Source organism: Maribacter sp. IgM3_T14_3 (assembly GCF_049603095.1).
Taxonomy (GTDB): Bacteria; Bacteroidota; Bacteroidia; order Flavobacteriales; family Flavobacteriaceae; genus Maribacter.
On the sequence record NZ_CP187138.1, the window covers coordinates 1989260 to 2015127 of the forward strand.

The 25868-nt window shown below is 36.9% G+C and carries 20 protein-coding genes; 5 read left to right on the forward strand and 15 right to left on the reverse strand.

All coding sequences use genetic code 11. The annotated features are described in order from the left end of the window. Positions 1-294: 294 nt before the first annotated feature. The 3 genes from ACPF9A_RS08980 to ACPF9A_RS08990 all read left to right on the forward strand — a co-directional run bounded on the left by ACPF9A_RS08980 (position 295) and on the right by ACPF9A_RS08990 (position 5176). Positions 295-1137 (forward strand): LytTR family transcriptional regulator DNA-binding domain-containing protein, encoded by an 843-nt coding sequence (locus ACPF9A_RS08980; RefSeq protein ID WP_424003664.1) that lies wholly within the window; start codon positions 295-297, stop codon positions 1135-1137. Between the two features lie 360 nt (positions 1138-1497). Beyond that, a complete protein-coding gene (locus ACPF9A_RS08985; protein ID WP_424003666.1) occupies positions 1498-2535 on the forward strand; it encodes an alpha/beta fold hydrolase in 1038 nt (345 codons plus the stop codon). A gap of 211 nt (positions 2536-2746) precedes the next feature. Next, positions 2747-5176, forward strand: coding sequence for an FtsX-like permease family protein (locus tag ACPF9A_RS08990; protein ID WP_424003668.1), 2430 nt, complete (start codon positions 2747-2749; stop codon positions 5174-5176). A 165-nt stretch (positions 5177-5341) separates the two neighbouring features. Here ACPF9A_RS08990 and ACPF9A_RS08995 read toward each other — a convergent pair whose 3' ends face one another. The 10 genes from ACPF9A_RS08995 to ACPF9A_RS09040 all read right to left on the reverse strand — a co-directional run bounded on the left by ACPF9A_RS08995 (position 5342) and on the right by ACPF9A_RS09040 (position 19069). Then, positions 5342-6439: a serine hydrolase domain-containing protein gene (locus tag ACPF9A_RS08995; RefSeq protein ID WP_424003670.1), complete on the reverse strand. Its 1098-nt coding sequence runs from the start codon at positions 6437-6439 to the stop codon at positions 5342-5344. Continuing rightward, positions 6436-7944 carry a serine hydrolase gene (locus ACPF9A_RS09000; RefSeq protein WP_424003672.1) on the reverse strand — a complete coding sequence of 503 codons (1509 nt, stop codon included), beginning with the start codon at positions 7942-7944 and terminating at the stop codon, positions 6436-6438. The genes ACPF9A_RS08995 and ACPF9A_RS09000 overlap by 4 nt, the downstream gene beginning before the upstream one ends. Positions 7945-8062: 118 nt before the next feature. Continuing rightward, entirely contained in the window at positions 8063-8473 is a 411-nt protein-coding gene (locus ACPF9A_RS09005; protein WP_424003673.1) for a hypothetical protein, read from the reverse strand. A 17-nt stretch (positions 8474-8490) separates the two neighbouring features. After that, the gene (locus ACPF9A_RS09010) at positions 8491-10005 is read right to left on the reverse strand and encodes a S41 family peptidase (protein ID WP_424003675.1); all 1515 of its coding nucleotides are present in this window, start codon (positions 10003-10005) and stop codon (positions 8491-8493) included. Between the two features lie 181 nt (positions 10006-10186). Next, complete coding sequence (locus tag ACPF9A_RS09015; RefSeq protein ID WP_424003677.1) at positions 10187-10795, reverse strand: hypothetical protein; 609 nt, start codon at positions 10793-10795, stop codon at positions 10187-10189. Between the two features lie 331 nt (positions 10796-11126). Further along, a complete protein-coding gene (locus ACPF9A_RS09020; protein WP_424003679.1) occupies positions 11127-11957 on the reverse strand; it encodes a LytTR family DNA-binding domain-containing protein in 831 nt (276 codons plus the stop codon). Next, positions 11935-12807, reverse strand: coding sequence for a GIN domain-containing protein (locus tag ACPF9A_RS09025; RefSeq protein ID WP_424003681.1), 873 nt, complete (start codon positions 12805-12807; stop codon positions 11935-11937). The genes ACPF9A_RS09020 and ACPF9A_RS09025 overlap by 23 nt, the downstream gene beginning before the upstream one ends. A 6-nt stretch (positions 12808-12813) precedes the next feature. Next, positions 12814-15153 (reverse strand): S41 family peptidase, encoded by a 2340-nt coding sequence (locus ACPF9A_RS09030; protein WP_424003683.1) that lies wholly within the window; start codon positions 15151-15153, stop codon positions 12814-12816. Between the two features lie 208 nt (positions 15154-15361). Continuing rightward, positions 15362-16570 carry a helix-turn-helix domain-containing protein gene (locus ACPF9A_RS09035; RefSeq protein WP_424003685.1) on the reverse strand — a complete coding sequence of 403 codons (1209 nt, stop codon included), beginning with the start codon at positions 16568-16570 and terminating at the stop codon, positions 15362-15364. Between the two features lie 618 nt (positions 16571-17188). After that, a complete protein-coding gene (locus ACPF9A_RS09040) occupies positions 17189-19069 on the reverse strand; it encodes a tetratricopeptide repeat protein (RefSeq protein WP_424003687.1) in 1881 nt (626 codons plus the stop codon). A gap of 305 nt (positions 19070-19374) precedes the next feature. On the opposite strand from ACPF9A_RS09040, the gene ACPF9A_RS09045 reads away from it, so the two are divergent. Together ACPF9A_RS09045 and ACPF9A_RS09050 are read left to right on the forward strand one after the other, a co-directional pair. Next, a complete protein-coding gene (locus ACPF9A_RS09045) occupies positions 19375-19557 on the forward strand; it encodes a hypothetical protein (protein WP_424003689.1) in 183 nt (60 codons plus the stop codon). 96 nt (positions 19558-19653) lie between these two features. Further along, on the forward strand, positions 19654-21111 hold the full coding sequence (locus ACPF9A_RS09050) for a hypothetical protein (RefSeq protein WP_424003691.1): 1458 nt from the start codon (positions 19654-19656) through the stop codon (positions 21109-21111). A gap of 436 nt (positions 21112-21547) precedes the next feature. Here the strand turns inward: ACPF9A_RS09050 and ACPF9A_RS09055 are convergent, their stop codons facing one another. The 5 genes from ACPF9A_RS09055 to ACPF9A_RS09075 form a co-directional block, all read right to left on the reverse strand. Then, on the reverse strand, positions 21548-22744 hold the full coding sequence (locus ACPF9A_RS09055; protein WP_424003693.1) for an acyl-CoA dehydrogenase family protein: 1197 nt from the start codon (positions 22742-22744) through the stop codon (positions 21548-21550). 45 nt (positions 22745-22789) lie between these two features. Then, complete coding sequence (locus ACPF9A_RS09060) at positions 22790-23722, reverse strand: alpha/beta fold hydrolase (RefSeq protein WP_424003695.1); 933 nt, start codon at positions 23720-23722, stop codon at positions 22790-22792. A 206-nt stretch (positions 23723-23928) separates the two neighbouring features. Next, entirely contained in the window at positions 23929-24729 is an 801-nt protein-coding gene (locus ACPF9A_RS09065; RefSeq protein WP_424003697.1) for a sulfite exporter TauE/SafE family protein, read from the reverse strand. Between the two features lie 18 nt (positions 24730-24747). Then, positions 24748-25161 (reverse strand): hypothetical protein, encoded by a 414-nt coding sequence (locus ACPF9A_RS09070; RefSeq protein WP_424003699.1) that lies wholly within the window; start codon positions 25159-25161, stop codon positions 24748-24750. Positions 25162-25179: 18 nt separating this feature from the next. Continuing rightward, on the reverse strand, positions 25180-25863 hold the full coding sequence (locus ACPF9A_RS09075) for a Tat (twin-arginine translocation) pathway signal sequence containing protein (RefSeq protein ID WP_424003701.1): 684 nt from the start codon (positions 25861-25863) through the stop codon (positions 25180-25182). Positions 25864-25868 lie beyond the last annotated feature (5 nt).

Here is a 25868-nt window from a genome sequence, read left to right on the forward strand (position 1 = left end):
TAGACTAAAGTGAAAATTTTCAAAGTATAAATAGCTGTGGGATTAACTAAACCCAATTATTGTAGAATTCGATCCGAAAAACGTTCGTTTTATGGGAGAGCTTTCCACTTTCAATTGCTTGAAAGTTAAACTAAGGGTTCTTTAAGAGCTGTGTAAATCACACGTGTATTAAACTGTTATATTTGGTATATAATAAACATACGTTCAATATACCTGCGATGTGCAACATATAGCTTATATCAAAAAATATGAAGGCCATCCAATGATTAGAACAGACCATTTATAATATGTTGTATGGATAATTATAAGCGAAACTATAAACGTAGCTTTTATTTAAGCGGAGACCGAAAGAAATATTGGTATTCAGCATTCTTCTTAGGCTTCTTTGTAACTATAATTTTAATCGGGCTTAAGCCTTTTGAAAAAAATATAATAGATCATCCTTATATAACATTTGTTAGAATTGGTGTCGGCTTCATCTGTACGATAGTCTATATTATCGGGTATGAAATCTTACTAAAGTGGTTTAAAGACATAAAATTCAATTATTTAAAACTAATTCTTTTTGATGTGTTTCTTGCCCTGGTAAGTGTTGTATTTATATTTCTATATGACCGTTTTATAGTAGTAAAAGATGGGTATGTTACTTTTGGTTTTCTATTAGAATACATTCTTGTGTTAGGACTACCATTTTATCCTATTATTCTTTTTATTTTTCATTTTTTAAAAACAGCAGTGTTTCCTATTCAAATATATCCGCCCATCGCTAAAACGCATTTAGCAGAGGACGATATATTATGCATTAAAGAGGATAACGGATCAATAGGGTTTAGCTTTAATTTAAAACAACTTTTGTATATACAATCTCAAGATAATTATATTGAAATACATTATTTAAAAGATGGAGATTATTCCAAACATTTAATGCGAGGTACATTAAAGAAGATTCTAAAAGACTTTGCTTTTCTTCTTAAGGTACATAGGTCTTTTGTTGTAAATCCAAATAAGGTTGAGTGTTTGGTGGGCAACTCTAATAAAGCGGCAATTTCTTTTAAAGATGTAGCTATTTCAATTCCGGTTTCCAAATTTTATTATTCTTCAGTCAAAAACTACTTATCCACTAATACCAAAATCTAGTCATTTCGCCACAAAAGAGCCTGATTTCTTTTTCGCAAATTAAGCTCTTTATACTTTGGTATTAATAGGATTCTTAAAACGCTATTAGTATTAAATTTTAAGGTTCAATTTATTTTAGTAGTTTTCATGACACCTATTTTGTTTTTCAGTCAACCTATCCATTGATGGAATAGTTTTGGATTTAGGTAATAATCCAATTATTTATGAAAATGCTGCACATTTTTTAAATTTTAATCTACCGTTCAAATGAAATATTTCAATTTTAACTTTTTAATGATTTTCTTTTTACCGCTCTCAATGCATTCTCAAACCCTGGATACGCTAGTAGACGTTGGGGGTTATAAAATGCATTTCAAAATAATGAAAGGAGAGGGAACTCCAATTCTTTTTGACGCTGGTGCAGGTAATGACGGTTCTGTTTGGGACAACATATTAGAAAAAATTCATGAAGTTACGGGTACAACATTAATTACCTACGACCGGTCCGGATTTGGAACAAGTGAGGTAAATCCGAACCTGAAAAATGACTCGGATTTTGGAATTTTAAATGGAATTAAAGAACTGGAAATAGGTCTTGCAAAGTTAGGTTATAACAATGAAATTATTCTAGTTCCTCATTCCTATGGCGGATTTTATACTACGCTTTATGCGTCACGTCATCCTGACAAAGTAAAATATGTGGTACGTGTTGATGCAAATTTAGTTGGGTTTTATACTGATGACGCACTTAAAATGATGGATGCTCAAGAAGCCCCTCCTAAAACTCCTGAAACACTAGGTAACTATTATCTTTTCAAAAACTATCCTGAAACTGTTAAAGAACTACGTGAAATTGATTTTCCGTCGAACGTACCTCTGATCGATGTTATTTCGCCAATTAATAGAGGTTTTCCTGACGAGTATTGGGCATTAAACAAAAAAGTCCATAAAGATTTTGTTGATGCTGAACCCAATCGAGTTGAACTTATCGCCGAAGGAAGTGGTCATTATATATTTAAAGATAATCCTGGGCTAATCATCAACACAATTATTAAAGCGTACTCAGAAACACTAAATGAGAAAGAACAAAATGCGTTGTTGGAAAAGGCTTTAGGTAATGCCATTGAATTATCTATTGAAGCTAAAAAGACAGAAATAGAAAATAAGCACTCAGAAAATGATTTGAATGATTGGGGTTATACCCTTATAAGGAATCAAGAACTAGAAAAGGCTTTACAGGTGTTTAAATTAAATACAATGCTATTTCCAGATAGTTTTAATGCCTTTGATAGTTATGGCGAAGCTTTATTAAAAGCAAATCGAAAAGCAGAAGCAATTGAAATGTATGAGAAATCGATAGAATTGAACTCAGAAAATGAAAATGGAAAGAAGGTTTTACTGCAAATGAAAGAAGAGTAACAATATTTGGCGCCGTGTAAAATTAATTTCTGGATATAGCTTACTTACGAAAGTCTTCCCAGACTTTATATCTATAATTAATAGATTTTAACATAATTGTAAATTTGACATAATATTAGAACGAGTTTAAACATCCTATGGATGTTTGTATTCAACTTCCGGTGTTGACTAAAAGCCTCTTTTGCTTACTCATTATCAAAAAACGAGATAAATGTTGAAAAACTATCTAAAAATCGCGTGGAGAAACTTGTTGAAAGACAAACAGCAGACCTTAATCAATTTATTGGGACTTACAATCGGCACGATAAGTTGCTTGACGATTCTATTGTACGTTTTTGATCAAACCGGCTACGATCAACACCACGTAGGGGCAGAATCTATTTATCGCGTGAGGATGATAACCGATGGTAGTGGAGCAGGAACCGAAATGGTTAATGCGGCTACTACTGGCCCCCCTATAGCATTTGCCCTGAAGGAAGATTTTCCTGAAATTGAACAGGTAACTCGTGTGATAAGTATCGATTTATTTAATGTTGATATGATCAAAGCATCAGGGGCGGATGAAGGTTTGTACGAGTCGCGGGCCTATTTAGCGGATTCTACCTTTTTTCAAATTTTCAATTACCGTATGTTGGAAGGTAATTCGAAGTCGCTGAACGAACCTAGCACCTTAGTACTCTCATCAACATTGGCCAAAAAATTATTTGGTAATGAAAAGGCAATCGATAAAGTGGTAGAGATTTCGGGATTTAGCGGAGCACCTAATAAATTGACGGTAAAAGGGGTTTTTGATGAGAATTCAGGAAAATCCCACTTGAACCCAAACTACATTATAAGCATGAATACGCCAGGTCTTGGAGCGTACGTAAGAGGGGTCACCGATTATGTCACCAACACTTTTATTTATACCTATGCGAAATTAAAACCAGGGACAAGTGCACAAGGACTACAACAAAAATTGTCTGATTTTTTAAAGTCACGAGCAGGAACACAACTTGAGGAAAGAGGTATCAAAAGGACATTAATATTACAAAAATTAACGGATATCCATTTGTATTCAAACGGAATCACCTCTCAAATAGATAAGGTTTCAAATATTCAATATTTGTATATGCTAGCTATATTGGCCTTTTTTATCCAATTGATAGCTTGTGTCAATTTCATTAACCTAAGTACAGCAAGAGCTAATAAGAGAGGTAAGGAAATCGGTATCAGGAAAGTTATGGGAGCTGATAAGAGATCGTTGATTTTTCAATTCTTAGGAGAATCCTTATTGTTATCCTTTTTTGCGGTACTCATAAGTGTTCCGATTACGATAGCGCTGTTACCTTTTATCAATGAGCTTGCGGAAAGCAACCTTACCTATATCAATTTGATGAACGGTAATATCGTTCTTTCGCTAATTCTACTTGGATTGTTCACCGGCTTGCTTGCGGGTATTTACCCTGCCTTGGTTTTATCTTCGGTAAAAACAATCGCGGTCTTAAAGAATGTGATTACAAAAGACTCGAAAAGTGGAAATTTACGTAGGACCTTGGTAGTTTTCCAATTTATGCTATCCATTGGACTTATAAGTATTGTCATCGTAATTTGGCAACAATTCAATTATACACAAGAAAAAAACCTAGGGTTCAAGAAAGAGAATTTAATTTCACTAGAGTTGAATACCGAAAGTGCCAGAACCAATTTCTATCCTTTAAAGTCACAATACATAAATATTCCTGGAGTAAAATCCATAACTGGAAATTGGGTTTCCCCATCTGAAGAAATTAATTACGAACTAGACCTATATCTTCCAGGTAAGAGTGCCGAAGAACATATCGAAGGAAATTTGAATTGGATAAGTGAGGACTACACCAAAACGGCTGGGATTACCTTGCTCGATGGCAGAGGCTTAAAACAAACGGACAGTACACAGGTTATGGTAAATGAGTCTACCTTGAGGGTAATGGGTATTCAAAAAGATAAAGCCATAGGCTCAAAAATATTTTCGGCAAGCGACGATGGAGATCGTGAATTTGAGATTGTAGGAGTAGTAAGTGATTTTCATTATGCATCTTTTAAACAAGCGATAGCACCTTTGATTCTCCAAAGAATAGAAGCTCCACGAAGAATGTTGATCCGTTTGGAAGCTGGCAACTTAGAAGATATCCTCGCAAACATGCGACACGTATGGAAATCTACCGTGATTAGCACTCCCTTTATGCATTCTTTTGTCGATAAAGGTGTAGAGAAGCGTTATGAAGATGAAAAGCGAATTGGGAAAATTGCTGCCTTTTTTACCATTCTTGCCATACTCATAAGTACGCTGGGTCTTTTTGGTCTAGTTTCGTACACCGCCGAACAGAAGAAAAAAGAGATCGGTATTCGAAAAGTGCTAGGTGCTAGTATTAACTCCGTAGTGCTGTTATTAACGAAAGATTTCATAAAGTTGGTTATAATAGCATTTCTTATCGCAGTTCCCATTTCCTATTTACTTATGCAACGTTGGTTGGAGAATTACACATATAAAATTGATATTGAATGGTGGACATTCTTACTGGCAGGCAGTGGAGCTTTAGTCATTACGTTCCTTACTGTTGGTTTCCAATCAATAAAGTCGGCGACTACTAACCCAGTAGAAAGTATTCGAACAGAGTAGTACCATAAAACGGCAATTTTATGAACCAGATTTAGAAATTAAGTACAGTCCTGTTATTGGTTCGTATTATGGGACTGATTAAAAATTATCAATCTAATCTGAATTTGGGAACATGTGTTACTTTTGCCTCATCCATCTCTTCTAAGCAGATTTAATAGTATTCGTTTAATTTGATGTTTCTAGAATTTTGCTAATACGCGCAGACAATAATCCAATCCATTCGCCTCCACTTGAAGTCAGCAAAATCACTCCGGTGTTTTTCGCTGGGTTGAAACTGTATTCACTGGCATAACCATCCATATCCCCACGGTGCCCATATAGCAAACCTCTCTTTGTTTTGTCTTCAAAAAGGCCCATTCCGTAATAACTCCCTTCCCTTCCTCGCGAACCTTTAACTTGGGTTAATACTAAAGGGTCGGATACTTTTTTTGATTCAAATCTATTGTATGCTTCTAATTGATTTACAAGAATTTTACTTAAGTCACTAACAGTTGAATAGATTCCGCTTGCAGACACAAATTTACCTGTTTCCCAATATCGCGTTTCAACTTTCCTTGATTCTTTTCTATAGGGTACTGCGATGGATAAGCTAGAATTCATACTTCTTACCGCCGAAGTGTTTTCCAATTTAATTTTTTTAACTACGTATTTATCCAGTAGTTGCTCATAACTTTCACCACTCGTCCTTTCCAAAATATAACCTATTAAAGCGTACCCCAAATTTGAATACTCATATTTTTTTCCTGATTCGCTTTTAAGTTTTATTTTTTCCAAATCTAGCAACAATTCCTTTTCTGAATAACCGATAGCCATTGGCTCCCCGTCTTTTCGCTTAAACACTTTTGAATCACGAGGCAGCCCACTTCGGTGAAGTAACAGGTCTACAACCTTTATAGGTTTCAACTTTGTTTTGGTTTTTTCAGACAATTCTTTTGGCAGATAATTTGTGATACTATTCTCTAAGTTTAATTGACCATTAGTAACCAAATTATTGGCAATGATACCCGTAAACATTTTGGATAGGGATGCGATTTGGTAAACTGTATTTTCATCAACTTTACTATCTGACCCTCGTTTAATACTTCCATAACCCTTTAAAAGTATTGTATCCCCTTTATAAATTAAACCTACGGAAAGCGATGGAATATCATTCTCTAAAATGGTATTTGTTATCAATGATTCAACCTCCTGCTTTAAAAGCTCGGTTTGAGCTGATAATAAAAATGGAATGAATAAAAACATCTTTAATATGATTTTTTTCATTTTAATTCTTTTAATTTCTTTATTGCATTCATATTATTCGGGTCTAAGAATACTGACTTTTCATAGCTTTCTATTGCCTTCTCTTTATTTCCTTTTAAGACATAGACCTCCCCTAAACTATCAAAAGCATTCGAGGATTCTGGGAAAATTGTGGTATTCATCTTGAAAATTTCCATAGCGGTATCAAGCTTTTCCGATTCTAGGAAGTCATATCCTAGGCTATTCATTTCCCGTTCTTTAATATTGTATTCTCCCGAAGTTTGGTGTTCCTTAAAAAAGGTGACTCCTGCCTTAACGCCATTCTCTGATATTTTGCTGAACAATGCATCCGCGAATGATTTTTTTGGAAATTCGTATGGTTTGTCGTAAAGGATACCCATGATAGCATAAGTCAATGGTTTGGTTTCAGTGCCTTGCACATTACTAAGAATGATAATCAAGTTTTTATTGGTGGATATTCTCGTTATCCTTGCGCTATAGCCTTGAATTCCGCCACTATGTTCAATAACATTGATGCTATCTTTTGTACTTCCTACAGGATATTTTGAATTGAAACATCCATAGCCATAAAACCTGCCCAAACCAAATAAGTGTGATTTAAACAACAGGTCTCTATATTTTGATGAAAGTATCTTATCTGAATAGAGTGCCTGATCCCAAAGAAACATATCCTCGATAGTGGAGTACATCGCTCCAGCGGCATAGGATACGGTCATATCGGTATAACCAGCATTTTCATAAACTGTTCCTTGTTTGACATATCCTGAGGATCGGTTCATAAGTATGGTACTATGGCGATCATATCCACTGTTTTTCATGCCTAGAGGGTCGAGTATTTGTTCATGCAGGACTTGCTCGTAAGTCTTTTTGGTAACTCTTTCAATGATTACGCCCAACAAAAAATAGCCTGGATTGCTATATGTAAATTGCTTTCCAGGCTCAAAATCTAGGCCTGAATCGTCCCATAAGGCCAGAAGTTCATCAGGTGTATATGGGTCTCGGTATTTTTCCAAACTGAATCGCGGTATTCCTGAAGAATGAGTCAATAGATGGTGGATGGTAATTTTGTCTCCGCCAGCCCTAGGATAATCGGGAATATATTTGTTAATGGTAGCATCTAGCTCGATCTTATTTTTCTCTACCAGTTGGAGAATTAGCATAGCGGTAAACTGTTTTGTAAGAGAACCGATTCTATGCTTGGTTAATGGATCATTTGGCACTTCTAGTTCTTTATTGGCTAACCCAATACCGCCTTTATAAATAACCTTGCTGTTCTCCACTACTAGAACAGATCCGCTAAACCCTTTGTTCTCTTCATACGATTTAATAAGCTCCTCAATCTTTTCTGACTTGTTGTTGATGGGATTAGGTTTTGATTTTAATGTTTTATTATCCGATTGACAGGATACCCCCAATACTGTGATAACTAACAGTAAGCGAACTAATTTTTTCATTTTTATATTTTTAAATATCCATTCCCAATTAACTTTTAGGAAAATTTTCAAAATACTGTTCTTTAAATGAAATTATCCCTTCAATTATGAAGAAGAAATAGAGAACGTTTTATTTGAACAATTTCTCGTGTAAAAAGTCTTTTTATTGGGTCGATTTTAGATTGAGTTTTTATTCCCAACTTAAATAGACCCTTGTGCAAGTATCATTTGAAGTGCCATCCACCGATATACTCGTGCCAATTGTAGCATTTGATTTATCAACGCTTAAACCACTACTAAAATCTCCTAGTCCAATATTTCCAAAGAGTATAGTTTCGTTATTCATATTGCGCAAACTAACCGTGACTACGGAATTCATTGGAAATGAAAATTCGATGTTGGCATCATTTCCGCAATTTGTCATATCTACAGATGTGGTTAATACACCAATTGGCGTATCGTCGATAAAGACTCGATTAAAAGTTGTATTCGATAGGTCATTATCTGTCCAAAATTCTATTTTTCTATCCGTATCATTTTTACTGCAAGCCGCTAGAAATAGAATTCCAAATAGAGAAAGGTGTATTATATATAATTTCATGATAGTGTATTATTTAACTATTCTGATTTGCGATTTATGTAGTCTAATGCTTTCTCCAAAATTTCATCTTTACCTTGACGGATACCTTCTTTTGTTCGTTCTACGTAAATGTCTGGTACGATACCAACTTTTTGAATCTGCGTTTTATCCACATCCCTGACTTCGGCTCCGGACATCATTGTTACGATATTTCCCGGTAATACGATTGCCGTGTAGTTTCCAATGGTGCCTCCTGAATTGGAACCGATTACCATTGTATTAGGGCCTTTTTTATAAACTAAGGTCTCAAACTCTGGTTGGCTTGTGGAAAATTCGTTAAGCAACACTACTAGTTTCCCTTTGTAATAGTTGGAATTCTCCTTGCCAATGGCAACCGGACTCTGATAATAAAAACTGCCTAAGTTTTTCCAATCGAAATGAGTGGCCGTATAATATTCCACAGCATGAGGTAAAATAAATTCGGGAAGGGAATGCTGAAGTATTATTGAGGGATAACATCTATAATCAAGAACAATGGCCCTTTTGTTTTTAAACGTATCCAAGATTGTATTAACTTCATCGATACTTTTCAAAGATCCTGGATATATATATCCTATATCATCATTTAACACTCTATGCGATGGGACATCCTTCATGATATAGGAGAGGACGGAATATTCTAGCGTCGGAACCTCAACCTCCTCGACTTCCAAGGTTTTTTGGTTTAAAATAGTTACCTCCACAACATCCTTTTGAGTTCTTACAAGACGTTGCATCAATTCTCTATTCATCGCTGAGACATTGGAAGCAACTATTGTCTTTCTATTGCTTTCCATCAAAAATTGAACTGTGATCCCATCGATATGGGTAACAACATCTCCAAGTTTTACTTGGGTTTTGTCCTTGAAATCTGAAAATATATCTTTTACAACCACCTCTCCGTTCAAAAGAAATAACTCAACTGGAATTTGCTTTGTTCCAAAATGACCGTCAATGGTCTTGTCGTTGTGAAGGCCTCCGTGACTATCCTCTATCCTTGAAAATAGCTCCATTAGCATTAGCTTATAACTAAGCTCGCCATGAGATTCCAAAAACCTAGGTATAAACTCTTTCAAGACATCGTCCCAGTTATTTGTATTAAGATATTTGTACGGATGAAAATATTCGATAATATTCCAGAAGCGAAACAAGGAGAGAATTTTGTAATATTCACTCTTCCAGACCTCAACGTTGTGATAACTGGCTTCTTTAAACTCCGGAGTTACATTCCACTGCCCATTCGTTACATAAGTATGTTTTTCAACATTGGGGTAGAAACAATCATACCCCAATAAATCCTCACTCAATATAGGCGTGAACAGGGTTTTATCCCTTAGCCAACGATAATCCGCCTTAACGCTATAAGAGCACACTGAATCCAACGTATTGTCTTTTATTTTGCACGGTTTTATATTGTTTCCCAACCATTTTCCAATTTCACCATCAAAGTCGGCCAAGGCCACCAATGGCAATTGATCCTTTAAAGCATCGTCCCAATCAATGTTTGAATTCACAATGTCCGCATTTCGGTATTTAATAAAACCCCAAATTTTGCATAGTTTGAACAAGTTGAATTCCTTCAACTGATTGTCTTGAATACTATTGGACTCATTTTGTGCTTGCGTAGAAAAAATAGTCATTATTAGCGTGGAAAATATCAAAAAAAACCTCATGTGTTAGTTAGTTTTTACTTTACTATAGGCCAAATTCCTTTTCTATTTCGAAGGAACAATTATCTACCAAGTTACTCGTGGTATCATCTGTAACCATCCAGCTTTCTCCTAGAAGAGATGAATAACATATTTTTACCTTTAAACTGCTCAGATTATTTTCAAACAAGCGTGTCTCATCGTTCCATCTTAAGAAAATGAGGTTGAGCTTTTCATTAGGTGTAATCATTTCATTCTGTATACTGCCTACCGTGTTTATCATACTATAATCGATCTTAGATTCGGGAGAGAGATTTTGCAATACATCGAACCAATCCCTAAAATGAATACTATCGTTATAAACTTGGTAAGAATTTATTTTTGCCAGACCATTACCGCTGTTCTTTATGATGATCCCGTAACCTTCTGAATTGTAAGTTTTTGTAATTGTCAAATAGGGAAACATGGTCGCTTTCTGCTGTACCCGCATTATCCTAACTTCTTGAACTGAAATATAAAGGGCACAGGCACTTAGTAATAAGGCATTTGCGGCTACAATAGTGTTCAGGTTCGGAAACTTCAGGCTACTGAAAAGTGTTTTTATTTTTTTTATACCCTTATAGACATTTGATTTAATCCAACTTTTAAAATTCATCAACTAAAATATTTTCCTAGATTAAAATAAATAGATATACTTAGAAGCACTATTGAGACTATTAAAAACAGTTTTTGATTACCTAATTTTTCAATGGATAATTTATAATTGGCAATTAATATTACAAGCAGTTGCAAAATCAATACGGGTACCTCTAGAACTTTCACTGTATTCTCCGTAAGCAAAGGTCTTGAGGGATGGAGTACCAAAAAATAAATACTAGTGCCCATACTTATCCAAAGAATGTTTTTGGCAGATAACCAGTTCATTATGCTAAATTTAAAGTTAGTTCTTTACCCTTTTGAACAAATTTTGGTTTTGTGATGAACGGTTACTTTTTTGTTTTGAACGGTAAGTCTTTTTGCGCTTTGACCTTTATATTTCTGGCTACCGGAATCTTGGTTTCGAACCCTAAATCAACAAATAGATTGGTTTTCTCCCGTATAAAACCTTTAAAGAAATACGGATTGATTATATAAGACCGATGTGTTCTATAAAGCTGTGGAACTTTTGTTTCGACATCTAATAATTTTGCCCTGAAGATTTTCTTTTTTAAACTGGAACCTTCCAAATAATGAACTTCAATATAGTTGCCTGCTGCCTTAAGGTATAGAAGCTCTTTCAAGTTTAATTCAATTGATTGTTGGTAGTTACCTGCCTTAATAATTATCGTGTTCTCATTAGGTTCTTTTTTTTTTGGCAGAATCAGTATACCCAATAACCATCTACCCATAGTCAAGAATGGCAAGATAATTACCAAAGACGGCAGGTAAACGGTAAACAGATAATTTGAAAAATAAAGCTTTTCGAGGTTTTCATTTCCAAAATATATAAATACGGTATATACCAAAACAGCTGCAAAACCACAGGCAATAAGGATTAATTGTAGCTCATTCTGCAAAGTCCATCGCTTCCGTTCCTTGGTAGTTCGGTATTGATATATCAGTGCTAGAAGATAACTTAGGGCACCCATGCTCGCATACAATAGAAGCCTTTTGAGCTTTTCTATTATTGGAAGTTGATAGAGTTCGAATGCATCTGAAATCCATAAAAAAAAGAATACCCACAAACCAAAACCCAATGCCAAAAAAAGCTGATGGTACGAGTTTGTGTCAAGAGGATATTCTTTCTTGAACAGCTTAGAATAATTTGACCACCTCATTCTTATCGTTCACTGTGAGTTGTGCTACCAGTTTTCTTTTTCCCATTCTATTTACCCTGTATACCTTGCTTCCTATAGTCCATCGTTCGGCCTTGCTCTGCCGGGGCCACATGACAAATCCATAGCTAAATGAACTTCCATCAGCTTTTGGTCCAACGACCACGTATTTATTCTTGCTCCAAGAATTATTCTTCAATTTCACATTTATAAACCGTGCCTCGGCATTGGCGATTCCTTGATTTTGTTTATCGCTATAGTTCCCCAGTATTTTTTGAGGTACGTTTACAAAACGTAGCCTTCCATTGTCGTTAATATGTGTGGTTGCGCGCTGTGCCACATACAAATCGGCCTTTCCAAAACCGTTGATTCGAACATTGGTGTTTTGCGCAACTAAGTTTTCGGCTTTTACGGAGGCCGTTTCCACAAGAAGGTCAAGTTGCTGTACTTGCCCTATTATTTCCAACGTACCAACATTCGCTACTATCTCTAAAGCATCTTGGTTTACATTGATAAGTTTCGTTGTGCTGTGGGCGTCATTGATCAATTTTTCCAAGCCAGATGTACCAATGCTTATTTGGGGCCTTTTTGAAGGTTGAATCCATTGCTTTTGAGAAATATTCAAATATCCCTTATCCATATCTCTTGAAATATAATCCATTAGGTTGCGATCCGTTTTTATAATGACTACATCGTCTTGATTGCCATCTAAAATAAAATCCGCTGTTAAGTTGATTTCCAAGGTCTGTATCTTTTCTATGGGGAAGCTTCTTTCTATTAGCTCCCCATCACCTTTTGTTTGAGCTATTCCGGTCGTCACAACAAGCAATAGCAGTATCAGTAGTTTTTTCATTTTTATCTATTTTTTAGTTATTAATTCAAGTATTGTATTAAGTTCTGTATCTATACCATTGGCATAGTCCATGGCGTTTTTTTCTACCCTTAGATCAGGAATTACACCTCCGTCGTAAATTTCTTTGGCATCCTGCTCAACCTGCATTCCAATGACTGGAATATCCAATTCGACCTTGGTATTCGGAAGCCTTAGAAAGAACATAAAACTGCCGTTGGTACCTTTCTGGTTACCCCCTGTTTCTTGACCCACTAGGGTAATATTTTCTATTTTCTTAGCGTACATGGCCATGAGATGGGTTGCCGAACTGTTCGAGGCATCGATAATTAGGTAGACTTGGCCTTTGAAAGCATCTTTTCGAGGTTTGTAAGTTCTTCTCGCAACGCTATACTTGTCCTTCAGGAAATAGCGCCCGTCCGTTTCGGAAGCAATTTTTTTAGTAAAGTCATAGGGGAATTTATCCCAAGTATTGATATACTTCTTAAAACTTTCAGGTATCGTTTTGTAGCGAACCGAAGAAATCATCGCAGGCAATTCAACCGGGGTTCGTACCAATCTTTCCAGAATGTATTCCCCGACCTCACCTTGACCGCCTTCATTTCCCCTAATGTCGATGATTAGATTTGTGATGCCCTTTTTGCTTACTTTTTCAAAAGCGTTATCGAGGAAAGCCTTCCAATCAAATTCATTGCGTTGCACAGCAAATGATTTAAGTATTAATTGAGCGGTATTCGTATTTAGAATTTTAAAGTTCCACCCTTCTTTAACCGAACTCTCCAATTTTCCATAACGATCTTCCAATATTTGGGTTCGGTTGGTTTTGGATATCGCTTTCACTGAAATTTGAACCGATTCTTTCTTATTGGGCTCTTCAAGTTCCAGTTCAAATTGTTCGGCATTTCCGAATTCAAGGGGATAAAAAATATCGAACATTGAGAATTTCTCCGTACCATCGGTCAACAAACGTTCTAACTTTTTTTCGTAGTTATTACCATCTGAGGTAGTGTATTGTACCAAACGTGTCATTATCTCCTCTGTAGTAGCCCCATTGATACTTTTTATTTCCATACCCTTTTTAAGAGCATCGTTATCGGAAGCGTTCTTATCAACAAAAATCTTTTTACCCAATCTACTGAACGTGAAGGGAATTTTATTCGGTTGATGGAATATTGCCTTTTCAGTAGTGCTAGATTGATTCCAAGGGTTGGTAAATGTATGGCTGCACCTTACTTTCGCAGCAAATTTTGAAACTTGCTTATAAGCGTTTTCCAGGGTAGGGTTTCCAATCATTTGAGCTTCCAATTCTTGAAAATCTTCTTGTAAGCTCAACGAATCCCGGTATTTGAATATATTCGGATGTATATATTGCAAAACTTCTTTCAAGACTGAAACATCTTCTTTGATCTGTGCTTCCGAATAGACCAATTTTTGAAGTTGTTCCTTTTTGTAGAACTGGAACTCGTTGAAGGTGAAGTTTGCGACAACAGGCTCATTTTTAAACCAAATCACTCTTTTGTCCGCTCCTTGTAGTTCTTGTTTGCCATCGTTAACAAATTTGAATTTGACATTCTTCTTTGAGGTATTAAAGTCGATGGTAAGTTCATAAATACCATCATTGTCCATGTCGGAAAGCATAGTGGTTTTATCCCAAGATAAAGGACTTTCACTTCCTTGGATGGCTACATTTTTGATTGTAGCGACATTGCCCATGTCTACCTTAAAAGTAACTTGTTGACTTTGTGCTTGTGCACTAAATATTGCAAACAAGATGAACATTCCAGCAATTTTAGACTTCGTTCCCAATTTAGATGGTTTGTGCATTTGCTTTAATTCAATAATAGGAGTGCTTAAAATTCGATGCTCCTCAAGACGCTTACCGATTAAATAATCCAATCCGAAGCGGCCAGACCCTAGAACGATGTGGTAAAGGGATACCCATAAAAAACCCATCGCTGGAAGCATTCCCCAAATGCCTTGGTCCCACTTTTGAAAGAAAATGGCGACCAACATGGTACAAGTGAGAAAGAAGGAGGCTATACGGGTCTTAAGGCCAAAGGCCAGAAACAACCCACCGAGCGCTTCACTCGCGGCACCAAGCCAGGCAAAAAGAAGTGGGCTCAAAGCGAAGAGGCCGCCATATTGGGCAATATCCTCAACGAACCAGTCGGAGACCTGAAACAAGGATAGGTTACTTTCAGAAGAAGTCCATGGCATTCCGAATTTTGATGCGCCAAAATCAAAGGCCAATAATAGCCCACAAAGGATTCGGGGTAGGGCAAGTATAATGTCACTTGCTTTTGAAGATTGTGTGACTGGGGTGATTAATTTTTCAAATAAACGTTTCATCTGTTGAATTTTAATTTGTTAATAGGTCAGATGTAATTCGCCTTTCTATACTAGTAGTTGGTATTAACTAGATGCAAAGGCTTATTTCATAATACATCTGTTTTTGTTCGACAAGTCAAAATTGCGAAACAAAGGGAAGACAGGCGTTTCAATTCGTGGTAATAGGGACTCATTCACGAATTGAGACGTCCTAAATTGTGTAACTATTTTATTTTAAATCCTTTATGAAATCGGAAGGGGAAGATTGGGTCATCTTTTTGAATACCCTGTTAAAGGTCGCTTTGCTATTAAAACCACATTCATAGGCAATTCCGGAAAGTGACAGGTCGACTTGCTTGTTATCCCGGAACATGATTTTTATGGCTTCTATGCGATACCCATTAATAAAGTCGTTGAATTTGAGATGAAACCCTTTATTGATAACCTCGGAGAGTTCTTCTCTGGACATATCCAATTGTTTGGCCAAGGTAACCAAGGTAATATCTGGGTCTAAATATGGCTTTTCATCTTGGATATAGGTTGCTAGTACTTCCCTTTTTTCAATTAGTTTTAGGGAAAGCTCTTCCGCAGTAGCAATTTCTTTACCGTGCTTTTTGTTTTCCTTTTGTTTTTGATTGAAACTAAAATTATGATATTCAAAGCCTAAATCTTTTAAATTGCCAACGGGCGTGAAGTAACCCTTGACCCCTATGTAAATAATGACAACGGCAGAAAAGAAATGATACCACCACTCTTGGGTCCAACTTAGATCAACGATAAGTTCATTTACAATGGTTTGAATACTGTGGAAAAGAAAAAGAAATGAATATATGTACAAAAAGTTACGTAACCAGTTAAGTTCAATAGTATAGGTGTTCGAGAAAAAATCCCTTATTTTTTCTCGATACGCATAGAACAATTGAAAGGTCAATACCAGGTAAATTATCATTTGCAGCATTGAAAACAAAGCAACGATCGGATCTAGATATTTCCATTGAAAATTGACGACCATTTGTCCGTTTTGTACAGCATTAAAATCTGGTAGCGAAGCATCATAAACCAAAATGAAAGCTTTAATGAAAAAATAAATCGACCAAGGAACAAAATGTTTGAAGTGTTTTTTCTCGAATTTAAACGTAGCGCAAGTAATAGAACGCACATAGAAATAAATTAGAGGGGCCAGAATCAAAGAAAGCTCTAGCAAATAATAATTGATTTTTGTTTCGGGATAGGTATCGTACCAATCCATAAAACCAATGGTGTACGTTGTTCTATGGTAACAAGTAACTACAATGATCAAAGCTAAAAGAAGGTCTGATAAGGCTTTCTTATCTAGATATCTTTTAAAAAGTAAAAACGCAAAAATTAGTCCTTGAATGGATAGAATAAGTAGAGGTGAACTATAAATATTAAAATCGGGAAAGCTTAGAAAGTACATCTATCAATTTAATCTTGAAGTGGGATGTTAAAAATAGGAGAAAAATATCATTTTTTAATCCTCCATTAAATAAAGGCCATACCGTTTGACATAAAGGGCTACTAAGTACTTTAAACTTAATGCCCCAGAATTTATCAGTTCTATTCTAAATGTTGTTCCAAATGTTTCACAAAACGGAAAATATTTTAGACCATTTTGAAAATTCAGTGGAGTCTTAGAAACGGTTCGTTTTATCGGCCAATATACAAACACAGAAGTGGGCTAGAATTTATGTTCATTTAATAAAGGTCATAAGTAAAGAAAACTTGCTTTTTATAAAGTATTTAAGAAAGAGGTTCTTCAAAATTTGCACGTTATCAGTAATTTAATTATTTTAGATAAATTAAAATACCATAAATATGAAAAAGTTGTTTTTTGTTCTGTGTTGTCTATCATTATTCGCTTTTGCTTCTTGCACGAAGACGGATACATCAGCGGAGGATGAATTGTACGAAGAGGTTGCTCATGATTGGCCAAAAAAAGAAAGAGGTTAAATAATAATTTATCTTTTATTTTACTTGGGATAATGTCTTTTCTTTTTTCTTGAAATATGCTATTTAAAGGGTGATGTAAGTTGTTTTAAAGCGTATTTAAGAAACTAGTCAAATCGATATCCTTATCTAGATTTAGTTTCTTTTTCAGTCGATATTTTGACTTCAAGATACTATCGGGCAATACATTTAATGTGGCCGCAATCTCCTTTGTAGTCAAATTCATGCGTAGAAAAGCCGCCAAACGAATTTCCTTCTCAGAGATATCGGCATAAAGCGTTTTTAGTTTTTGGTCAAAGTCATTATGGACTTCCGCGAAATAGGTTTTAAAGACCTCCCAGTCCTTGTCAGAAGCATTCTCTTTCTTTAGCAGCATGACAATACGTCGAAACTCCATCTTAAACTTTTCTGGAGAGTTTTTGATATTCTCTAAATTATCCATCAACTCTTGAATAAAGGTATTCTTCTGAACTAGGTGAAGTGTTTGACTGGTCAGTTCTTTCTTTTTATGGGCAATTTCTTGTTTGTAGATTTCTTCCTGTTTCTCTCTTGCAATCTTGTTCTTTTTAATACGTTGGCGGAATCCGAAAAATAGTAGACCTGATAAAGCAACAGCTGAAAAGGCTCCTCCGGCGTATAGGTTCTTTGTCAATTTATCGACTTTGGCTTTTTCATTCAGGGTATTTATTTCTTCCTCTTGAAGGGCTATTTCGGCTTCTTTTTTTTCGGTTTCATAAATTGTTTGTAATTCTTCAATTTGTTGAATCTTTCTGATGTTAAAAATACTATCCTCAAAGACTTCGTACTTCTTTCTTTCTTTTAAGGCTTGGTCAGTTCTACCTAGTCTCTCAAGAATTCTAGACTTGAGAAGGTGCGTATTCATTTGATAGTCAATAGATTTTACGGAATCGGCAATTTCAATCGCACTATTTACATACTCCAAACCAGTCATAGCCATTTTTTTATCCAAATATAGTTCTGCCAAGCCTTTTAATACTTCTATTTTGTTGTTGACGAATCCCTCTTTCAAATTATAATCCAAACTCATTTCTAAAAAGTGCAACGACTTACCAAAATCTTTTAAATTCCTGTATGAGTTACCTAAATTTGTATATGCTATAGCTTGTGTACCCTCGAGCCCATATTCTGTAGTGATTGCAATGCAATTTTCGAGTTCACGAATAGCACCTTCATAATCGCCCATTTCACTTAAAGAAGTACCAATATCAACATAGGTTTCAGAGGCATATACATTGTCATCCGTATCAAGATAGACTGCGAGAGCATCTCTAAAATACTTTATAGATTCCTTATAATCCTTAATATTATATTGAATATGCCCAATTCTTCTTAATATATCTGCTTTCCTATATGGGTCTCGTTGGAAGGTGTCTAAAACCTTTAATGCCTCTAGAGATTTTATCTGTGCAATTTTGTTTTTGCCCTCTGCCATATATATACTTGCAACATTGCCAATGCCAATGCCTAAATCGAATGGTGAATTTTCCTCTCTAAATATTTTATTGGCCTCTTCATAAGACAAAATGGATTCTTTAAAATTACCTTCTAGTGCTTTGATGTTGGCGAGCGCCGAAGTAGCGAATGCGATTTGTAGTGGTTTTTGGAGATCTTCTGCCAATGTTTTTCCACGGTTATGGTAATATTTCGCAGAATCAATATTGCCTAATGTCATGAATCCCACGCCAGAATTGTAGTAGGCTATTTGTTCTGATTCTTGTCTTCCGAATTTAATTGAAAGCTCTAAAGCATCTTTGGAATATTCCAATGCTTTTTTAGGTTTTACATAAATAAGGTTTGAGTGGAGTTCCTCCAAGAGCTTAATTCTACTCTCTGTTTTTTTTTCTTTATCCAATAGCGTTTCTAAGCTATCAACCTTTGGTAGATTTTGCGAAATGGCGCATTGGGTCAAAATAAGAAGAACACTCGTTAAAATACCAGTTTTAATCATTTGAATGAAATTGATTCGTACAAGTTAGTTATAATACTAATTCCAAAAGATGCTTTAAATTCCAAAAAGAGAATGAGTATATGGAATGTCCATGCTTATTCTTATAGAATTTTAAACTCGCAACCCTGTTACCCCTTGTTTTTATTGACACCACAGTTTTTTATTTTTTTTAAGAAATGATTTGTCCATGGCCGAATACGTTAAAATGTATACATGCTGTCCATACTTTGTCCATGCCCAAAATTAGTTGAGGGCTTGTTTTGCCTGTAGTTTTGGAGTGTTGAATCTTTAAAAACAAAAAAATTATGAAAACAAAACAAACATTTTTAAAGTATGTATTCGTCATGGGGCTTGGCCTTCTATTAAATGTGGGTTGTAGCTCCGATGATTCTGTAGATCTACCCGAACTACCTGAACTACCAGAAGATGGTGATTTCATTGAAGGAGATGGTATTAGTGAAGATGAATTGGAAACCTTCATGGGCTAGATAGGTATATTGTTGGATGCTCGTCCTTATATTCGCAAGGGTCAACCCATTACTAAATTAAGAGTTACGCCAACGGATAGCGACTACTTTGAGCCAATGGTATTAGAGGTAGACCCATTTACCAATTATGTTAGTTTTAAGCTTGACTTAGAAAATCTGTCTAGCGAAGCAGAAACTGCCTTAAGAAATGGTATCAATTTAGAGGTCGACCTACTCGATGAAAACGATAATGAACTTTTCAAAGAAATTTTGGAAAATACCTTGTTTCAAGAAAATGGCAGCGATGTAGAATTACGTGGGGATGGCGTTGAGGATCTAAATACCGAGGTTCATTTAAACCCGGACACGCCCTATTTTTTACAATTGGTAACTGATGATGGCCAAATAGAGTCTAAGGCATTGGACAATGCCCTATATACAGCTACCGGTCCTCTTTTTCCCATATTTGACCCTACATGCGTAAATCAATTTACAAAATATGCAAGCTACCCTTCCAGGAGTTCAGAAACTGATTTTTCCAGTAATAACACTACACAGCAGTTTTATTTTCAAAAACATGAAGATGAAAATGAAGAGAACATATACAGTATAATTTCCCGAGACACAGATACCTATTTGGCTATTGAAGTTCTAACACCGTTCAAGGAGGTTTATACCTCAGAGGTAAGAAGAACAAACAATTATAAGACGTTAGGCGACGAATTCAAATTTCAAATACGAAAAGAAAATGGTACATATCAACTTGCTATCTATAAGGAACCAGATCCTTTAAGTTTTATCACCAAAACCCGAAGCTGCAATTTAGGTCAGGACCTTTCGATTACTACACTAACCACCATAACAATAGGAAGTAGCACAGGTCAAAATTTTAGATTTGCTACTACAGATGTTGAGTATGAGGCTCAAAGCATAGAAACTTGGTATGGGCAACCTATATTGCCAGCTGCTGAAAATTCATTTAAGGTCAATAGTACGCTTACCAATTGTACATCTGCAGTAATCTCACAAGACGTAGGTGTCGACCTAACGGAAACGAAGACGATGTCCGTTTCTTGGCAAGAGACGATAGGCTTTACAGCAGGGGCTACATTAACAACCGAAGTAACCGTAGGTGCAGAAGCTGGAGTATCCTTCTTTGGAAATGGAGGTAAGGTTTCAGGCGAGGTTAGTGTAGGACTGGCATTATCTGTAGAAATGTCAAAATCGGCCACCAATGCTGAAGAAAGGACAACAGAAACAGGTACCACTATTTTTACGAAACGAGTGGTACCTGTTAATCCAGGAAAACAAGTGCTAGTCTACGACGCAGTGCAAACCTATCCCGCTATTAGGGTTCCTTTTGTACAACGCATTAAGATAACGGGGCGTAATTCAGACCAAGTTGCCCTAACAGGAGAGGAATTAGCTACCCAAAGTGCTTTTGGAGGCTTTACAGGCACCATTACCGAAATTGGTACTAATTCTATTGAAATAACGGTACGAGGGATGACCACCTTCGATAATACAGCGGAAATTCAACTCGAAGCGAGTGAGACCGATGCCGATTGTAATTAGAGGTATTTTTTAAAAACGCAGTCGGCGTCTAAAGTTGGTAGATTCAACAACTTGGGTGTCGGCTGTTATTTTTTGGATGTTTTCTAAAATTCACTATCAAATCTTGGTAGTATTCTAGAAATTTACGAGTCATAAAATGGCCAGTTATTCAAACCATTTTAGAAAATGAGTTGAGTCTTTTTAATTGTTCATTTTAGAGGACTGCTCCTATTACTTGCTCCATCAATTTTCGAAAAAGAGTTGCTATTTAATCGCATACTATAGGAATCACGAGACTCTTTTCCTGATTAAAATTTCTGTCTAATCATTTTCGGGTTTACCCGAAATCTAATTGACTCCTAGAGTTGCAGTTTAAAATCTTAATAACCCTCTCTGGATTAAAATCGAACTAGCCTCTATAAGATTGTCCCATATGAAGAGGCGAAACAATCTTTTGCTATCTAGGCTGCGCATCCACATCGATGCCCAACATGGCTTTGGCCAAGAATTCACGTGCTAGAAAACCGTTCGCAGGATGAATCTTACCCAGACGGGCGTCACGGAATAATCTTTCAAAGCCTGCCTTGCGCAGCAGACCGTAGCCACCCATGATATCCATGGCCTTGTCAACCACGCGCCATGAACCTTCGACCGAACGGCATTTGGTGGCGACTATTTTCACGCCCCATGCCCCACCATAGTCTTTGCCTTCACTCCATTCACGGGCGGTTGTGTCCAAATGGGGGCCGATGCCCTCGATTTCCATAATCATTTCACTAACATCGTGCTGTATAACACCATTGTACGCCATGGAGGGTCGATCAAAAGAAATGGATTTTTTCTTCGGAAGTTTCTCAAGAACCAAATCCAAGACACGCTGTGCCAGACCATAATAAACATTCGCGAACCCCATCAATGCCCAACAAAAAATACCAAGAACGAAACCATCCATACCTTTAAAACCGGTCGGAAGTTTTCTAACAATCAATGCATCGGGCACGAATACGCCATTCAATATAGTATCATCGGAACGTGTGGCCCGCATACCGAGAACATCGTCCCAAGTTTTTTTGATTTCATAATTTTTGGTGTCCCTAGGCATAAAAGCGTGGATTACTGTGGGATTGTCAGGATTACTATTGTCTTGACCGTGAAAACCTAAATAATCCCATACGGGGCTAAGGCTGCCGAACATTTTATGACCTGTAAACTTGTACCCACCGTCAACTTTTTCAGCCTTGCAGGTCGAATAAATACCAGGCGAATCGTTTCCAGATTCACCGTGCCCAGCGGCAAATACTTTGCCCTTTCCAGCTTCTTCGAGAAGCCATTGGATTGAAGTGTCGCCACTTCGCCATAAATCGGCGACAAGTCCAGTCCAATAGATATGCATATTTAGAGCAACAGCTGTTGGTGCCGCATGGTAGGCTAGTTTTCGGGTCAAGGCCGTACATTCATCGAGCTTCATACCGTAGCCCCCAAATTCTTCAGGCACTGCGATTAGCAAATATCCAGCTTCTTTGAGTTCATCAAAATCTTCCTGAAAAAATAAGTTGTTGGCATCGTAGTGTGCCGCGCGTTCCTCACACTTTTGAAAAATGCCTTCCAAGTTTTTTAAGAGTGCTTCTTTTTTGTTGGTTTGTGTTCCTATCATGAGTCTTTGATTTTAAATGTTAGCTCTATTAATTTTATAATCTTTCTAATTTTTATCAAGAAAGTTCAATACCATAGTATTAAACTCTTTAGGATTTTCAGTCTGAAGTCCGTGTGATGCCTTCGGCAATAGTTTAAGTTCATTTTTTGGTAAAAGGGCAACTAAAGTGTCGACAATCTTACCAAAAAATCTAGGAGAAAATTCTCCAGTTATCAGTAATGTCGGTATTTGTAATTGTTTGACTTCGTCTGTCGTAACTGGTGTCCAACTATCCGTAAGGAGACCCCCTTCCGATTCAGTAGTATTCATCAACCACCTTTTTCTAACCTCGCTCGGAACCGCACCATAGACCTCTTGACTGCCCATGACTCCTGCAACAAAAGTTGCCACTGCCGAATCTTTTTGTTGCTCAGAAAAAAACTCGCCCGCAGGTTTCAAAACATTATTTTGAAAATCGTTTAAAAGTGAATCCCCTTCCTTTGAACCTGCGATTAAAGGTGCTGCCGGCGGTTCTCCAAGCACCATGCTTTTTACCAATTCCGGATGGTCAATAGCCGTTTTCAAAACTGTATAACCACCATAGGAGTGGCCAACAAGATATACTTGGCCAAGATTCAAAGTTTTTATCAGTTTGGTTAAATCTTTTGCATGTTGCCCCGCGGAATAGTCAAGCGTGTCGGACAGAGGCTTGGCATTTGGCCAAGCGTACCGCCTGCTGTAGGCAATCACGCGATACTTGGTCGCGAAGGTGTCAATTTGGGTTTCCCATGCACGATAATCGCCGATACTACCATGTACGAATATTATGGGCTCGCCTTTGCCAACATCTAAATAATGCAGTGTATCGCCATTGACGGCCAGAGATTCAAGTTCATAAGCCGCAGGTTTTTCAACTGTTGCCTTTGAAGCAGGTTTTGACTCGCGACAAGAATTAAAACCAATCGAAATTAGTGCTAAAAGCAATCCAAGTTTTTTCATAATCTTAATTATTGAAAAGGCATCCGGTTAACTAAAACAATCATTAAATGGAGGGGGAGGTCTTTTGTCTGTTCAACTAGGGCATGCCCTAGTAGTCGACTACCATAAAAATATGAAACAAATAGCCTAAAAAATGTACGTTTTGCATTTAATGATGAAACAAATGTTTCATCTTGACCATAATTGACTTTCAGATTCTGTTTGAGCTAAGCTAATATCTCTTTCCAAAAAATACCTATAGCCATAAAAAGCACGAACCATCCAAAGCTTTTTTTTAGTTTTTCGTTTTTAATAAAGGTCGATAGATATACTCCCAAAAATATACCCATAACTGAAATCAAAGTAAAAACCAAAAGGAACGACCAATTGATTTCCAAATTGCCGACATCTCCTGTAAAGCCAATCAGCGATTTTAAAGCGATGATAAACAAGGAGGTCGCTACGGCTTTTTTAATCGGTAATTTGACTAAGAGGACCAGGGTAGGAATTATAAGAAATCCGCCACCTATACCCACGATGCCCGTTAATACCCCTATTATCGTACCTACACAAACTATCATAGGATAATTGAGGTTCGTGGCGACCGTGCCGCTGATCGACTTTCCTTTTTTCCACAACATGGAAATCGATGCGATAGTCATCAACAATGAAAATAATAGCATAATGCCCATATTCTTGGTCAAAACAAAACCTCCGATGGAAACCAATTCTTCAGGAATTACGGGAACCAAAAATTTCCTTGCGATAAATACCGAAATAAAAGCGGGGATAGCCAAAACCAAGGCAATCCTAAAATCTATCAATCCTTTATTAAAATTCTTCAATGTACCCACCGAGGCCGAGGTACCTACCACGAACAGCGAATACGCCGTGGTCGTAATGGGACTGATTTGAAACAGGTAGGCGAAAATAGGAACGGCCATTATAGAACCCCCGCTACCCATCAAGCCCAAAACGAGTCCTATTACCAATGCTCCTAAATATCCCAAAACTTCGATGGTTTCCATTTTCGAAACGAGCAATAATTATTTTCCTTCCTTTATATATCCCCAGCCCAATTGTTGTTTGGAAACAATCTCGAAAATACCATCAGGCACAGTCGTGACCCCTGGAATCAGGTCTTCCTTGCTCTTGTCGTTTCTTTTCATCGTATTTTGACATACTACGATAGAAACATTTTTGTTTTTTACAATTTCCCTAAGTGTCTCACCAGCCGCCGAAGATTTGTTGTCTACCATTGTATAGGCGCTACTATAAACGACCAATTCAAATTCCGAATCTGGATAAGTCTCGGACATTAGACGCAAATGACGGGCAGCCGATTTGTGCACATCCGTATTTCCACTAGTGACGTCGAATACAACCTTGATAGGTTTTTCTTGGGCAAAGGCAATGTTCGTTATAAACAATGCCAGTGCCAATTGTATAAGCTTTTTCATGATTTTACTTTTTTAAATTTATATTGTGTTTCCAGCGAAAATGTAACCGCAACCTCGTTTTTGTGCTTCGCCCAAGGCCCAAACCCCTGAGGGTACCACTTGAATTCCCGGATGTACCGCTTGGATCCATTCTTCATACATCTTTTTGGGGTCTAGATTCATTTGTTGGGCTACTGCCCCGCTATAGACTGAGATTGCAAGATTGCAAACACAGAACATAGCACCCCTGGCCTGCATATCTTTGATACCTTGAATGACCGGTAATGGAAAATCGCCTTCTTGAGGTTCGTAATAAGGGTTTCTTTTATACGTACTTCCATCGGCTTGTTTTACATGGAAAATCTCCCCTAATGGGTACTTCTCCCACAATTCCGATTTAAATGCAAACGGAATGGCATCGTGACGAAGCACGGTCATGGCCGTAATATCGCTATCATCGGCTCCCATTTCATTATGGCTTAAGTAATAGGCCCAATTCCAGATAACCGGAAATCCTTTATGCGGATATGAACCATCGTAGACTATACGGTTCTTACCTTTTATTTTTTTGAACCAGTCTTCCGCCTCGCTCATACTTTCTTCATCATAGGCCGGTAAATTACCGTATACAGGGTTGGTAAATAAGGACAGCGTACTCGCCGTAGCACCAAGCATCATTGCGCCCATAAAGTTTCTTCTTGAATTTTTGCTCTTTGTTTCCATAATTT

What these genes read in the sequence shown, in the direction of transcription:
- ACPF9A_RS08980 (WP_424003664.1), top strand. Translation starts at nt 295, where the DNA reads ATGGATAATTATAAGCGAAACTATAAACGTAGCTTTTATTTAAGCGGA.
- ACPF9A_RS08985 (WP_424003666.1), top strand. Translation starts at nt 1,498, where the DNA reads ATGAAAGGAGAGGGAACTCCAATTCTTTTTGACGCTGGTGCAGGTAAT.
- ACPF9A_RS08990 (WP_424003668.1), top strand. Translation starts at nt 2,747, where the DNA reads ATGTTGAAAAACTATCTAAAAATCGCGTGGAGAAACTTGTTGAAAGAC.
- ACPF9A_RS08995 (WP_424003670.1), bottom strand. Translation starts at nt 6,439, where the DNA reads ATGAAAAAAATCATATTAAAGATGTTTTTATTCATTCCATTTTTATTA.
- ACPF9A_RS09005 (WP_424003673.1), bottom strand. Translation starts at nt 8,473, where the DNA reads ATGAAATTATATATAATACACCTTTCTCTATTTGGAATTCTATTTCTA.
- ACPF9A_RS09015 (WP_424003677.1), bottom strand. Translation starts at nt 10,795, where the DNA reads ATGAATTTTAAAAGTTGGATTAAATCAAATGTCTATAAGGGTATAAAA.
- ACPF9A_RS09020 (WP_424003679.1), bottom strand. Translation starts at nt 11,957, where the DNA reads ATGAGGTGGTCAAATTATTCTAAGCTGTTCAAGAAAGAATATCCTCTT.
- ACPF9A_RS09025 (WP_424003681.1), bottom strand. Translation starts at nt 12,807, where the DNA reads ATGAAAAAACTACTGATACTGCTATTGCTTGTTGTGACGACCGGAATA.
- ACPF9A_RS09030 (WP_424003683.1), bottom strand. Translation starts at nt 15,153, where the DNA reads ATGAAACGTTTATTTGAAAAATTAATCACCCCAGTCACACAATCTTCA.
- ACPF9A_RS09035 (WP_424003685.1), bottom strand. Translation starts at nt 16,570, where the DNA reads ATGTACTTTCTAAGCTTTCCCGATTTTAATATTTATAGTTCACCTCTA.
- ACPF9A_RS09040 (WP_424003687.1), bottom strand. Translation starts at nt 19,069, where the DNA reads ATGATTAAAACTGGTATTTTAACGAGTGTTCTTCTTATTTTGACCCAA.
- ACPF9A_RS09045 (WP_424003689.1), top strand. Translation starts at nt 19,375, where the DNA reads ATGAAAACAAAACAAACATTTTTAAAGTATGTATTCGTCATGGGGCTT.
- ACPF9A_RS09050 (WP_424003691.1), top strand. Translation starts at nt 19,654, where the DNA reads ATGGTATTAGAGGTAGACCCATTTACCAATTATGTTAGTTTTAAGCTT.
- ACPF9A_RS09055 (WP_424003693.1), bottom strand. Translation starts at nt 22,744, where the DNA reads ATGATAGGAACACAAACCAACAAAAAAGAAGCACTCTTAAAAAACTTG.
- ACPF9A_RS09060 (WP_424003695.1), bottom strand. Translation starts at nt 23,722, where the DNA reads ATGAAAAAACTTGGATTGCTTTTAGCACTAATTTCGATTGGTTTTAAT.
- ACPF9A_RS09065 (WP_424003697.1), bottom strand. Translation starts at nt 24,729, where the DNA reads ATGGAAACCATCGAAGTTTTGGGATATTTAGGAGCATTGGTAATAGGA.
- ACPF9A_RS09070 (WP_424003699.1), bottom strand. Translation starts at nt 25,161, where the DNA reads ATGAAAAAGCTTATACAATTGGCACTGGCATTGTTTATAACGAACATT.
- ACPF9A_RS09075 (WP_424003701.1), bottom strand. Translation starts at nt 25,863, where the DNA reads ATGGAAACAAAGAGCAAAAATTCAAGAAGAAACTTTATGGGCGCAATG.